At 32.6% G+C, this 13,631-nt stretch carries 13 protein-coding genes; 3 read left to right on the forward strand and 10 right to left on the reverse strand.

Features of this window, described 5'->3' with window-relative positions:
• Positions 1 to 74 precede the first annotated feature (74 nt).
• From OFN98_RS00125 to tagD, 10 genes are read right to left on the reverse strand one after another with little or no spacing between them, the layout of a single operon-like run.
• Positions 75 to 1,112: an acyltransferase gene (locus OFN98_RS00125; RefSeq protein WP_270874168.1), complete on the reverse strand. Its 1,038-nt coding sequence runs from the start codon at positions 1,110 to 1,112 to the stop codon at positions 75 to 77.
• Positions 1,109 to 1,888, reverse strand: a complete 780-nt coding sequence (locus tag OFN98_RS00130) for a glycosyltransferase family 2 protein (RefSeq protein WP_270874167.1) — start codon at positions 1,886 to 1,888, stop codon at positions 1,109 to 1,111. Before OFN98_RS00130 ends, OFN98_RS00125 begins: the two co-directional genes overlap by 4 nt.
• Before the next feature lie 9 nt (positions 1,889 to 1,897).
• Entirely contained in the window at positions 1,898 to 3,013 is a 1,116-nt protein-coding gene (glf, locus tag OFN98_RS00135; RefSeq protein ID WP_270874166.1) for a UDP-galactopyranose mutase, read from the reverse strand.
• Between the two features lie 2 nt (positions 3,014 to 3,015).
• Positions 3,016 to 3,990 carry a glycosyltransferase family 2 protein gene (locus OFN98_RS00140; RefSeq protein WP_270874165.1) on the reverse strand — a complete coding sequence of 325 codons (975 nt, stop codon included), beginning with the start codon at positions 3,988 to 3,990 and terminating at the stop codon, positions 3,016 to 3,018.
• Positions 3,980 to 5,059 carry a glycosyltransferase family 4 protein gene (locus OFN98_RS00145; protein WP_270874164.1) on the reverse strand — a complete coding sequence of 360 codons (1,080 nt, stop codon included), beginning with the start codon at positions 5,057 to 5,059 and terminating at the stop codon, positions 3,980 to 3,982. Before OFN98_RS00145 ends, OFN98_RS00140 begins: the two co-directional genes overlap by 11 nt.
• Before the next feature lie 4 nt (positions 5,060 to 5,063).
• Positions 5,064 to 6,503, reverse strand: coding sequence for a flippase (locus tag OFN98_RS00150; protein ID WP_270874163.1), 1,440 nt, complete (start codon positions 6,501 to 6,503; stop codon positions 5,064 to 5,066).
• 5 nt (positions 6,504 to 6,508) lie between these two features.
• Positions 6,509 to 7,582, reverse strand: coding sequence for a hypothetical protein (locus OFN98_RS00155; protein ID WP_270874162.1), 1,074 nt, complete (start codon positions 7,580 to 7,582; stop codon positions 6,509 to 6,511).
• Positions 7,579 to 8,832, reverse strand: a complete 1,254-nt coding sequence (locus OFN98_RS00160; RefSeq protein WP_270874161.1) for an O-antigen polymerase — start codon at positions 8,830 to 8,832, stop codon at positions 7,579 to 7,581. Before OFN98_RS00160 ends, OFN98_RS00155 begins: the two co-directional genes overlap by 4 nt.
• 4 nt (positions 8,833 to 8,836) lie before the next feature.
• A complete protein-coding gene (locus OFN98_RS00165) occupies positions 8,837 to 9,754 on the reverse strand; it encodes a Wzz/FepE/Etk N-terminal domain-containing protein (protein ID WP_270874160.1) in 918 nt (305 codons plus the stop codon).
• Positions 9,751 to 10,164 carry a glycerol-3-phosphate cytidylyltransferase gene (gene tagD, locus OFN98_RS00170; RefSeq protein WP_270869147.1) on the reverse strand — a complete coding sequence of 138 codons (414 nt, stop codon included), beginning with the start codon at positions 10,162 to 10,164 and terminating at the stop codon, positions 9,751 to 9,753. The genes OFN98_RS00165 and tagD overlap by 4 nt, the downstream gene beginning before the upstream one ends.
• 164 nt (positions 10,165 to 10,328) lie before the next feature.
• Here tagD and OFN98_RS00175 point away from each other — a divergent pair, with 164 nt between their 5' ends.
• The 3 genes from OFN98_RS00175 (at position 10,329) to OFN98_RS00185 (ending at position 13,350) form a co-directional block, all read left to right on the forward strand.
• Entirely contained in the window at positions 10,329 to 11,657 is a 1,329-nt protein-coding gene (locus OFN98_RS00175; protein WP_270874159.1) for a sugar transferase, read from the forward strand.
• A 79-nt stretch (positions 11,658 to 11,736) separates the two neighbouring features.
• A complete protein-coding gene (locus tag OFN98_RS00180) occupies positions 11,737 to 12,003 on the forward strand; it encodes an ACT domain-containing protein (protein WP_270858301.1) in 267 nt (88 codons plus the stop codon).
• A gap of 9 nt (positions 12,004 to 12,012) precedes the next feature.
• Positions 12,013 to 13,350 (forward strand): PFL family protein, encoded by a 1,338-nt coding sequence (locus OFN98_RS00185; protein WP_270874158.1) that lies wholly within the window; start codon positions 12,013 to 12,015, stop codon positions 13,348 to 13,350.
• Positions 13,351 to 13,631 lie beyond the last annotated feature (281 nt).

Raw genomic sequence — 13,631 nt, forward strand, 5'->3', positions numbered from 1 at the left:
TATAGAAATTTTATTAATACACTCGATAATTTGTTTAAGTATCTATTTAATCATTTTACCTAAAATACCAAAATTTAAGCCACTACTCTTCTTATGAAAGGTATTTGTTTTAGCAAATACACTATCGCTAATGAAATAACATAAGTTGTTATTATCCCTATTGTTCGCCACTGTAATGAATATTGATCAATGTCACAAATATATACTTCACAATCTACGATTATCATGTGGCATAAATATACGCCAAAACTGCAATTTGCAATATTTGCTAGTATTTTAGTTATTCTTGAATTATTTTGCAATTTTTCAAAATTTATATTTTTAACAAAGAGAAAAATTGCAGAAGTCAAGAAAAATACATGAAACTGAAAATATCCCCAAGTTATTTTTATTAATTCTCCCGCTTCCTTTGATTGAAAATATGTAAAAGAATATCTATAAATAATTGCAAATATACCCAAAGCATAAATAATGTATCTTAGTTTTTTTCTTATATTTGATATAGCAAGAAGATAGCCGAGTATCGGATATATAACTATCCCTCCTATTTGAAATTGAATTAAATTATTCCAATTGATGCCAATTAATTGGAATAAATTTGGAATCAAAGCGTTAAAAATAAAAAATATTCCAACTGCATACCATAAAACAGATCGATATTTGGTATCAGTAGTCAAGTGTGTTAAAACAGGTATAGTCAAATAAACACCTAGTATCCACCAAATGAAATAGTATATCGGCATTTCTTTATTTACAAAAATCATGTTGATAAATTCGACAATACCAACATTTTCTAATGATATCGTTTTGAGTATAAAAATTCTATAAACAAACGCTATACATATCCAAAATATAGCAGGATATAGAACTTTCGTAAAACGCTTTTTGAAAAAGGTCTTTGTGTCATATTTTTGTATATAACCTAATAAATTCGCACCGCTAATCATTAAAAATAGTGGAACTGCAAAATAAAATACGGTTTCGACGACTAAACTTTGAGCCCAAGAACTTTGCGTGTGATATATATGAACAATTCCATTGCAATGAAGCGCTATTACGGCTATAATAGCGATTATATTTAAAATATCAAGATACAAAATTCTTTTTTTCATTTCAAAACCTTACCCAATACACCAAAAAATTTAAAAATTCCGCTACAACCCCAATAAATAGTATTATAAACACTTCTAAAAAATCCTAATTTTAAATAATTGCGATAAAAATTATATTGTGCTTTTATTAGTTTTGCTTTTTTGCCAGTTACGGAATTTACCAAAACCCTATAACTTGCCAAGACTTTTTGATTTCCATAAGCAACTTTTTCAAATTGCATAATATCGAGCCAATACGCATAATCATCTCTTATGCTTTTTAGCTCTTCTTTTAGATAGACTTTCCCGAATTTTTTACTATCGTAAAGCCCAGTTAAACAGCCTATATAGCACATTCTTTGCATATCTTTTAGAGTTGATTTTTCTCTTGCGATTAATGGTCTTAGGATTTCATTTGAATTTTCATCTATGCGTCTGTATGAGCCATAGACCAAAACTACATTTTTTTCCTTCATAAATTTAAGTTGTTCTTCTAAAAAATTATTATCCCATAAATCATCGGCATCCAAAAGTGCTATATATCTACCTTCGGCATTTCGTATGCCATTATTTCTAGCGTTTGCTGAACCGCCATTTGGCTGTTTGATTAGCTTAATCCTATTATCTTTTTGTGCAAATTCTTCGATAATCTCGACCGAATTATCCTTTGAACCATCATCGACTATTATCATCTCCCACTCTTTGTATGTTTGAGCCAAGACCGATTTTATCGTTTCGCCTATATATTTGCTTCCGTTATAGCACGGGGTAATTATAGAAACTAAATTTTCTTGCATTTTTATCCTTTACAAAATCTCATCAGCTACTTTTAGTGCAGCCATTATCGTATCGTCCATATCGAAGTATCTATACATACCAAGTCTGCCACCGAAAATCACTTTGTTTTGAGTATCGGCTAGGGCTTTGTATTTTTGATACAATGCGCTATTTTTAGTGTCATTTACAGCATAATATGGCTCATCGCCCCTGCTCCATGTTTTTGGATATTCGCGCGTGATGATTGTTTTTGGCCCAGTGCCGAATTCAAAATGCTTATGCTCGATTATGCGTGTAAATGGCGTTTTATCATCAGTGTAATTCACAACTGCATTGCCTTGATAGTTTTCGCACTCCAAAACTTCGCTTTCAAATTTCAGGCTTCTATACTCCAATTCACCGAATTTATAATCAAAAAATTCGTCTATCATGCCTGTAAATACAACTTTATCAGCCAAATTTAATAGGCTATCTTTTTCGTCAAAAAAGTCGGTATTTAATCTAATTTCAGCCCCTTCAAACATTTTTTCGACCATTTTCGTATAACCACCTATCGGAATGCCCTGATAGCGGTCATTAAAGTAGTTGTTATCAAAAGTAAATCGCACAGGAAGGCGTTTGATGATAGAAGCCGGTAGCTCGGTGCATTTTCGCCCCCATTGCTTTTGTGTGTAGCCTTTTATCAAAATTTCGTAAATGTCCTTGCCGATGAGCGAAATGGCTTGTTCTTCTAAATTTTTTGGCTCATTTTCATTTAAAGCCATCTTCATTGCTTTTGCTTGGCTTTCTATGCGATTTTTAGCTTCACTTGGCGTAATAACATCGCTCCAAATTTGATGAAAAGTATTCATATTAAATGGCAGGTTATAAAGTTTGCCGTTAAAATTCGCAATCGGCGAATTTATGTAGTTGTTAAATTCTGCAAATTCCTGCACGAAATTCCAAATTTCTTTTTCGTCCGTGTGAAAAATGTGAGCTCCATATTTATGGACATTTATGCCGTGAGTTTCCTCTGTATAGATATTTCCTGCGATATGATTTCGCTTATCTATGACAAGGCATTTTTTGCCTTTTTTAACTGCTTTACTAACTATGGTTGCGTTAAAAAGCCCTGCACCTACAAATAAAATATCGTAATATTGCATTGTTAAACTCCTTTTTTTATTTTTAAAATTAGTTTTATTGGTAATAATTTTGCAATTAAGATTGCTATTGAATTTTTGCTTGCACCTTGTGCTGATGACTTATACAAATATTTTTTATCTTCTATAAATTTTTGTGATATATCTTTCGAAAGGCAAGATGATTTTAAATATCTAATTAAATGCGATAAATATTCATTTTTAATAAAAAAATTAGAAAATTTTTTAAGTTCTGCTGTTTGATATTTATCAGATAAGCATAAATCTCGTCTTATTTGGTAAGAGCGCCAGTGTTTTTCTGAGAATACTTTATAGCCTTCCATTGCAGAATCCTCTCTTATCATATATACAAAACCTATTCTAGAATAATAAACCATATCTTTTGCAGAGACAAATGTTTTAAGAAGAAATTCAATGTCCTCGCCGATAGCGAGTCCTTTTGTAAATTCTATTTTATTATTTATTAAAAAATCACGCTCATATATGCAACTGCATATATTAGCACAAAATTTCTTTGATAAAAAATTTTGTGCTAACAATATATTTGTTATGGTTTTGTTGTCAAAGTCTGGATATAAATAATAGGTTTCTTTTTTATTTGGATATATGCATTTGTAGCCAAATCCATACATATTATGACCTGGTTGCTTTTTTAAAATTTCCTTATAAAAAGAAAGCGTTCCAAGCATTAAAGTGTCATCTGAATCCATAAAATATATATATCTACCTTTTGAGTTATGTATGCCAATATTTCTAGCAACAGACACTCCCATATTATTTTGGTGAATTATTTTTATATAAGTATTCTTGTTGGCTATTTTTGTTGCTATATCTAATGTATTATCTTGCGAACCATCATCAATAACTATTACCTCACAATCTTCTAAACCTTGTTCAATCAACATTTTTAAGGTTAGCGAGATATACTTCTCAACATTATATGCTGGAATAATTATTGATAGTAAAATATTAGTTTGCATATATTTCCTTTATAACTTCATTCCACTTTTTTGAAATATTATTTTGCATAAATCTGAACGAGAAATTATATGCTTTCTTCCCCATTTTTTCCCTAAGAGAAATATCGTTCATTAGTAATGCTAATTTTTGTGCTAAGTCACATGGATTTTCTGCTTTACAGAGAAACCCATTTATACCATTAGTTATTACTTCCGACGGTCCTTCGGGACAATCAAAGCTAACAGCAGGTAATGAACATGCCTGTGATTCCATAAGAACCAAAGGTATTCCTTCCCAGCGAGAACTCATACAATAAATACTTGCATTTTTATAAAAAGATATAATATCCTTTTGTGGCGGAATAAGTTTTACATGGTTTTGTAAATTATTTTCACAAATAATACTTTCTAATTTTTGTTTATCTTCTCCATCACCTACTATTTGGAATTGCCAATCAGGAAATTTGTCTATAATTTGAGAAATAGCTTGTAGTAGTAAATCAAATCCTTTTTGTTTTGTGTATCTTCCTACAGAAAGAACTATTTTTTCTTTATACGATTCTTTAACAATAGGTGAAAATGGAAGACTATTTGGTATTATAAAACAACGCTTTAAAAATTTATAATGAATGCTATCGTGTTTGGTAAGAACGACTGTTGCGCTTAGCTTAGGATAGTATAATCGTCGGATGATTTTATGGAAAATAGAAGCACTTCCATAATTGAAATGTTCGCAACCAATTGTTTTTACATTTGGAATAAGAGAAATAAGAGCATTATATAATGAATAAGTGCCTATAAAAATATCGATTTTTTTTTCATATTTTATTTTTTTTAGTTCTTTTAGAAGTAATGTATATTGACAAATTTTGTTAAAATATTTTGAGCCAGATATATTTAGACCCAAGTGTAATATTTCAACATTTTTATTGATTGTATATGCAACTTCTCCTTGTTTAGTATCGACACTAATTATAAGGACTTTGTGTTCTAAATTTAACGAAAGAATATTGGAAAGATTTACGACAGCTCTCTCTGTTCCTGCAGTTTTAGTAATGTCGGTTATTATTATTGCTATTTGATATTGCATTGTTTTATACCTCTCGAAATATTATATGAAATTTATTAATGATTGCTGTGCAAAATTTATCTTTAAAAATTAGTAAAATTGCAATATATATCATACAGCCACTAAATGTTTTTAAAAGAATTGATATAATTTTATCGTTTGTGAAATCTATAAAAATACAAAAAATAAACATAACTAACCCCGCAAAAATATAATTTCTTGTATTCTTAAAAATTTTCATAATTTCAAAATCTTTTCTAACAAAATAAAATTGAGTAAAAGTTACGCAAAATTCTGCTACTAGCGTTCCAACAGCCGCACCAAGTGCGCCATAAGTTGGTATCAAAAGTAAATTTATTAAAAAATTTATCGTCGCACCTACTAAAATAGAAATAGTAAATTCTTTTTGTCTTTTTGTCGGCAAAAGATACTGCATACCTATGACATTACTTAGACCTATAAGCAAAAGTATAGGAGACATAAGAGACATTAGTATAGCTACTCTCTCAAAACCATTACCGAAAAATATCGGCACAAAATCATCAGCGATAATAAAAATACCAAATATCATAGGAATAGATAACAAAAATACAAGGGAAAAAGATTTTTCTAAATATTCTTTTATCTTATCTGTTTCGCCGCCTGCGAAAAAAGAAGCAATTCTTGGAAGCATAACAGCTCCAAGTGCCGTGATAATAGTGAGTAAAATTTTTACAATTCTTTGAGCCTGATCATAAAAACCGACTTCTGATTTATCGTCTATAATGACACCAATCATAGTTTTATCAAGCACAGTATAAACCTGAATAGCGATCTGTGGTATAAATAGCGCTATGGTTGGTTTGATATGTTTTTTTATATCCAAATTTACAAATTTACATTTGTTTAAAAATTTAGGCAGATATAACCACAATGTCAAATTTCCGAAAATTATGCCAAAAACATATATAAAAAAATAAATACTTAAATCATCGCTAGATTTTACAAATATAAATATACACGTAACACTTATTAGCTTTACTATTGTATTTCGTATGACAACTTTTTTAAATTCTTCCAAGCCTTGAAAAAACCAGCTAATATCGATAATCGCCGCAAACATTTCCAACAACAATATTTTATAGTAAATAGAATATTCGTTGATTTTATATACAAATAAAATGTAAAAAATAACAATGGAAACAATCATAGATAAAAATCTTAAAATCAAAAGCTCCCAAAAAAGTTTTGTATATGCTTCCTTGTCGTTTTGAACAAAGGCTATTTCTCTTTTGCCATATAGCGCGATACCAAGCGAACCAAAAAGTATAAAATATGTCGAAATCGATAGTGTAAAACTATAAATTCCTAAATTCTCAGCTCCTAAAACCCTAGCTAAATACGGAATAGTTATAAGCGGTAATAAAATTACTAAAATCTCATAAGAAAGATTATAAATATAATTTTTTACCAAAGATTTTTGCATAAATTCTAGTCCTTAACTATCTTTGCTAATGCATTTTTTAAGAATTCGCCATTTCTTATCTTGTGTGAAAAAACTTTTACGCTATTTAGCATTTTAGCGTATTCTTCATTGCTTATATTTTTAAGTCTATCTTCTAACTCATACAGACTATCAACAGCTATACCTAGATTATTTTGAACTATAAATTCACTAAGTGCCGCTTCTTTCCAAATGATTACTGGCAAACCAGCCGCCAAATAAAGTGAAGTTTTGTGTGGATTGTTAAATTTTAAATATTCGCCCCATGCACCATTGCATTTATCAAGGGCATTTCCGTCCCAAACCAAACCAAAAGATCCTTCTAAATTTGGTATTAGTTCATCAGGCAAGAATTTCCCCTTGTATGATATATTTTCACCCAAACATTTATCATCAAAATTTGAACCATAAAGATTAAAATTTACATTTTTTAGATTTTTTAACTCCGATAAATATCCTGCCTTTTTAGGCTCTAAATTTCCTGCTATGATAATACCCGAATTTTTTCCTACTTTTGCTAACGCCCCATCGTATAGATAGTCAAAAATTTCCAAATTTATTATTTTCTTCTCATCTACTCCTAAATTTATAAGCTCTTTTGTCATTTTTGCATTATGCGAAATTATATAAGTAGCTGATCGTAACAAATTTTTATCTGTTACAGAAACCCTAAATTTTCTTAAAAAATTACTATCCTTGTCAAATCTACACCTTATCGAATCTAAATCATGAACAAGAATAACTATATTTAATTTTTGATTATATTTTTTAAAAATTTTATGCAAGTCAATACATGCGATATTTAATGGGTATTGTATAAAAACAGTATCATTATTAGTTATTTCTTTTAGCTTGCTATCAAAAATCTGGCTATTTTTTTTATATTGAAAATACTGTAATGATTTAAAAACGCTTTTTCTTATTTTTGGCATTTTGGTATTTACTGGCAAATTATCAAAATTTATATTTTTTAATATTTTGAACGCATCATTTCGCGCTTTGCTTCCTGCGTGATATTTTGATTTATCAGAGACATCGCCTTCTATAAGTATATATTTCATAGAGTTTTCCTTGTTATTAAAATTCTGTATGAGATGTACATTAAAAAAATTAATACTAAGTATCCAATCGAAGCAAATTTAAAAAAGAATACATCATCTATGGCAACATTAAACATAGGCGAATATAACAGCGCAAATAACAATATAGAAAAATCATTTTTATTTTTAACAAATTCAAAAAATATTCTATAAAAGAAACCAATTATAAAAACTATAAAATAAACTCCAAAATAGCCAAAATCTCGGTGGTAACGCCCAATAAAAGTATATACATTGCCACATGTATCATTAAAACATACAAAATCCAAATGTGGCGACATATCGTATACAACACCAGAAAACCTTGAAATAAACATATAAAAGCTAATTAAAGTGTGCTCTCCAAAGTATTCATTAGGTATTCGACCATCAATAAGATACTCATCAAGCGATGGTATTGACATACCTATATAAAAACCAATATGATGTAATGCATTATCCATAATGTTGGCATATTTAAAACTTCCTAAAAATACAAAAAGACCTAAAAATATTATAAAAACAAAAAAAGCATTTTTAATAATCTTAATGTTGCATTTCGAATTCCAATTGTTTTTTTGTAAATAAAAGCAACTGCCTATAATTATCCAAAATGTTATCATAAAAATTAATTCCAATCTGTTGCCTTCAAGTGTCGTAGTTGCTAAATATATTATAGAAGGAATGATAAACAATAGGTGCTTTTTATTGAAAAAGACATATTTATATAAAAATACAAATGAAAAAATATATGCGAAAATATAACTAAAATTTTTAAGCCAAGTTGCCTTTTTATCAAGAAGTTCCCCATTTAATCTCGCATTTCTCGCTTCGGCTATTATATTATCTCCAAAAGGAGCAATATCTTTTAGGGCATTGTAATAATAGATTAAAATAAAAAACTGAAGTAATATTACTAAAAACAATTTCTTATTGTTTATATTTAAATCGGATAATAGTGTGTAATTAACATTTATATTTCGCTTAGGCGTTAAACTTAATGCTAAGGCTTCGCCAACAGCTATTGTAAAAATCGTGCTGATAATTACAAATGTAGTTAGTTCGCTTATTGGATGTCCCCAGTTGTCGTTAAGTATAGCAATGAACTCAGATAATGAAAACATTAATGCTACGATAACACTAGGTGAAAGTATATTTTTTCCAAATAAAATAAAAAATAATATAGATTGCGATAAGGTAATAAAAAATAAAATATAAATCCAATCAAACATTATTTTATATTCTATTCTTTATATTTTGTATTGTTATTTTTAGCAAAATTAAAAGCACGCCCAAAACACCACCTAAAAATGTAGCGATTGCTACGATTAAAAGTTTTTTAGGCTTTACTGGATTTTTTGAAATACTCAAATTTGATATCTCGATATAACTATAATTACTAGGTTCTAGTTCTAATTTTAGTCTCTCTTTATCGTTTTTTAAATTTGGGATTTCATTAATAACAATATTTTGAACTTTGTCTTTTAAATTTGGTAAAGTAACATTTATAATTGTATCTTTGGCGGTCATCAAAGACACATAATCAGCCTTTGTATTATTATCATCTAGCATAGCATTAATCTTAGCAAGTGAAATATTTTCTATATTTTTAATATCATCTTCGATTAAAAGTATATTTTTATTTAACATTTCGATAGCATTATCTATATCATTTAACCTATCTTTCTTTGTTTTTATAATCTTATCCATTTGTTTGTTATATTTTTCACCTATCTTGCCGACTGCTTGTTTTATAAAATCAGTAGCAGCTTCGGCACTTGTAGCATAAACTTCCACATCAAAATATTCCCATAATATATTGCCATTAATTTTGGCATACGAAACATTTTTTACATAAGTATTACCGTCTGTGCTACTATCTTTAAATTCCTGCATAATAATATTTGTATGATTTAAATAATATTTTATTTCTGGATCATCCTTTTCATAAGCATCTTTATAGTAAGGTACCGAAATCCTAGCCTTTGCGCTATACCACGGCGTGGCGATTATGGTGTATAAAACGCCCAAAGCAAAAAACGCTAATACAAACATAGCAATGCTAAATTTACCTTTCCAAATTTTGCCTAGTAACTCGAAAATATCGATTTCATCGTTTTGCGAATTCGCAGAATTCATTAAATTTTCGCTCATTTTGTTTCCTTGTCTTTTAAGTCTTTTTTTATCTGTGTTGTCGAAATCTCCGGCGTTCGTTTTAGATAGACCACTTCGCAGCCTTCGTCTTTTAAAAAGTCAAATTTGCCTTCCCAGTCATCGCCGATGACGAAAGTATCGACATGGTATAAATGCACATCTTCCTTTTTTTGCTCCCATGAATTTTCTGGGATCACAAGATCCACATAGCGAATCGCTTCAAGCAAATGTTTGCGTTTTTCGTATGAAAAATAGCATTTTTTTTGCTTTGAATTCCAGTTAAACTCATCGGTAGAAAGTGCCACGATAAGGTAATCGCCAAGTGCTTTTGCACGACGAAGCAAATTTATATGCCCGTAATGAAGCATATCAAATGTGCCATAAGTTATAACGCGTTTTACAGTCTTCAAAATTTTTATCCTCAAACTCAAAATTTTGCCCTAAAATGGGCTTTGAATTTCGTTTTTTCTTTTCGAAAATTTAATCATTTCAAAATCTTAAAAATTTTGATTTTATCAAAATTAAACTAAAATTTGGCTATAATGTCGCAAATCTATTTTTGGAAAATTTAATTATGAAAAAATTTTATGCTATGGCTATACTTTTAATGGCTGATGTTTTGTGCATTTTGATATCATTTTTCATCGCTGTGAGCGTGAGAAATCTCATAGAATTCGATTTTGCGGGCAATACACCGCAGCATTACAGCACCTATATTGGATCATTTTTTATATATGTTTTGATTATCGGCACATTAGCGTATCGCAAAATTTACACCAAACGCTATGATTTTTGGCATGAAAGTTATATAATTTTTTCGTCGTCTCTGTTTGCGCTGGTGATGATTTTTTTCTTGCTTGCGATTAACAAAAATGTCTCGCACTCGCGATTTGTGATATTTTTGGCGTTTGGTTTGTGTGCGGTTTTGATACCGATGTGCAAATTTTTTCTTAAAAAATACCTTTACCGCGTTGGAATTTGGCAAAAAAACGCTAGGGTTATCAACGGCGATAAAGAATTTCGCCGCGAAATCTTTAAAAACCACTATTTGGGCTATAAATTTACCCGTGGCGATGACTACGAGACCGTTTTTATTGCAAATAAAAATTTAAAGAGTATTGACGAGCTAAACAGGTTGGTCGAAGAAAATGTCATCAAAAATCGCGAGGTGATTTTCACTCCCGCTTTGCAAGGATATGATTTTGCTGGCGGGGAAATTTTCAGCCTTTTTAACTCTCGCACGAATTTATTTTTGCTAGAAAATTCGCTCTTAAAACCGATAAATTATTTTATGAAGGGTTTGGTTGATTATATTGTCGTGCTTTTGGCTTTACCATTTTTGGTTGTGGCTTTTTTTGTGATTTTTGTTTTAATGAAAATCGAAGAACCAAAGGGAAAAATTTTATTTTCGCAACCACGAGCAGGCAGAAATAACAGACCTTTTAATTGCTTTAAATTTCGCTCTATGAGAGAAAACGGCGATGAAATTTTGCGAGATTATTTGCAAAAAAACCCAGACGAAGTCGAATTTTTCGACAAATATCATAAATACAAAAACGATCCACGCATTACAAAAATCGGAAATTTTATGCGTAAAACTTCGCTTGATGAGCTTCCGCAACTCATAAATGTCCTAAAAGGCGATATGAGTATCGTAGGTCCTCGCCCGTTTGTGGTCGGAGAGCGAGAAAACGGCGGAATAAGCCAAGCTGATATGAAAATTTTACTCCATGTAAAACCTGGTGTTACGGGACTAGCACAGGTTATGGGTAGAGGCGATACTGATTTTAAAATTAGAGCAAAAATGGACATTTGGTATGTTAAAAACTGGACACTTTATACCGATTTTGTAATTATTTTAAAAACTATAAAAGCAGTTTTATTCCGTGAGGGCGCAAGCTAAAATTTGGAATTTCAAAATTCCAAATTTCCCCCAAATTTGATATAATCCCCTTTAAATTTCACATTTTACAAGGACGCACATGAAAGCAATCGTAACAGTAGTCGGCAAGGACAAGGTCGGCATCGTAGCTGGCGTAGCCACCAAGCTAGCCGCACTTGGGCTTAATATCGACGATATCACGCAAACCGTTTTGGACGAGTTTTTCACAATGATGGCTGTGGTCAGCAGCGATGATAAAAAGGACTTCACGGCCCTTCGCAGCGAGCTTGAAGAGTTCGGAGCTAGCCTAAATGTCAAAATCAATATCCAAAGTTCGGCGATTTTTGACGCCATGCACAATATCTAAGGCGCGAAAATGAATATCAAGCAAGTAACCGAAACAATCTCGATGATCGAGGAGCAAAATTTCGATATCCGCACCATTACAATGGGTATTTCGCTTCTTGATTGTATCGACGCAAACCCCGAAAAAGCCTGCGAGAAAATTTACGCCAAAATCACAAAAAAAGCCAAAAATTTAGTCGCTGTTGGCGATGAAATTTCAGCCGAACTTGGTATCCCAATCGTCAATAAACGCATCTGCGTAACGCCGATTTCGCTTATCGGTGCGGCCACGGATTTAGATGATTACACGATTTTTGCGCGCACGCTAGACGAGGCAGCGCACGCTGTGGGGGTGAATTTCATCGGCGGATTTAGCGCTCTTGTGCAAAAAGGCTACCAAAAGGGCGATGAAATCCTAATCCGCTCAATCCCGCGCGCCCTAGCTGAGAGCGAGCGCGTCTGCGCTAGTGTAAATGTAGGCTCGACCAAAACCGGCATAAACATGTCTGCTGTGCGCGATATGGGCGAAATCATCAAACAAACTGCAAATTTAAGCAAATTTGGCTGCGCTAAGCTCGTGGTTTTCGCAAACGCCGTCGAAGACAATCCCTTTATGGCGGGTGCATTTCACGGAGTAGGCGAGGCTGATGTCGTCATAAATGTCGGTGTATCGGGTCCCGGCGTGGTCAAACGCGCCTTAGAAAAGGTGCGCGGGCAGAGCTTTGATATACTCGCTGAAACCGTCAAAAAAACCGCCTTTAAAATCACCCGCATAGGCCAGCTTGTGGGCTCAATGGCTAGCGAGAGGCTGGGCGTGAAATTTGGCATTGTGGATTTATCGCTCGCGCCGACGCCTGCTGTGGGGGATTCTGTGGCGAGAGTGCTCGAAGAAATGGGCTTGGAGCGTGTGGGTGCGCACGGCACGACGGCTGCGCTTGCGCTTTTAAACGACGCGGTCAAAAAAGGTGGCGTCATGGCGTGCAACCAAGTCGGAGGCCTATCAGGGGCGTTTATACCGGTTTCTGAGGACGAGGGCATGATAGAGGCAGTCAAGGCTGGCGCGCTAAATCTGGAAAAATTAGAGGCGATGACTGCGATCTGCTCCGTGGGGCTCGATATGATTGCGATTCCGTCCGACACGCCCGCAGCTACGATTTCAGCGATGATAGCCGATGAAGCCGCAATCGGCGTGATAAACCAAAAAACGACCGCCGTGCGCATTATCCCGCTAGGCCAAAAGGGCGATATGATTGAGTTTGGCGGATTGCTAGGCTCTGCGCCAGTGATGAGTGTAAATTCGGCCTCGTCGGCTGAATTTATCGCCAGAGGTGGGCAAATACCTGCGCCGATTCATAGTTTTAGAAATTAAAATTTTAAATTTTAGTTTTGGTTTAAATTTGCAAATTCTCGCAGTGGCGCAAAATTTGCCATTGCGAGGCGTGCAACGCCGAAGCAATTCAAGGAAAATCCTTACTCTTGTATTTATTATTGCATTTCGCAAGCTAAAAACACTGCCTCGATGCTTGCTATTGTCAGTGCGAGGTAGCAATGCTGTCGTGGCGATTTACGAGATTAAATTTACGATTGGTTTTGTGTCATTATGAGTAAAGCTTTGCAAAGCAAAGAAGTTTTATTTAAATTGAGTGTTTT

The sequence above is a fragment of the Campylobacter sp. JMF_15 NE4 genome (assembly GCF_027737645.1).
Taxonomy (GTDB): domain Bacteria; phylum Campylobacterota; class Campylobacteria; order Campylobacterales; family Campylobacteraceae; genus Campylobacter_B.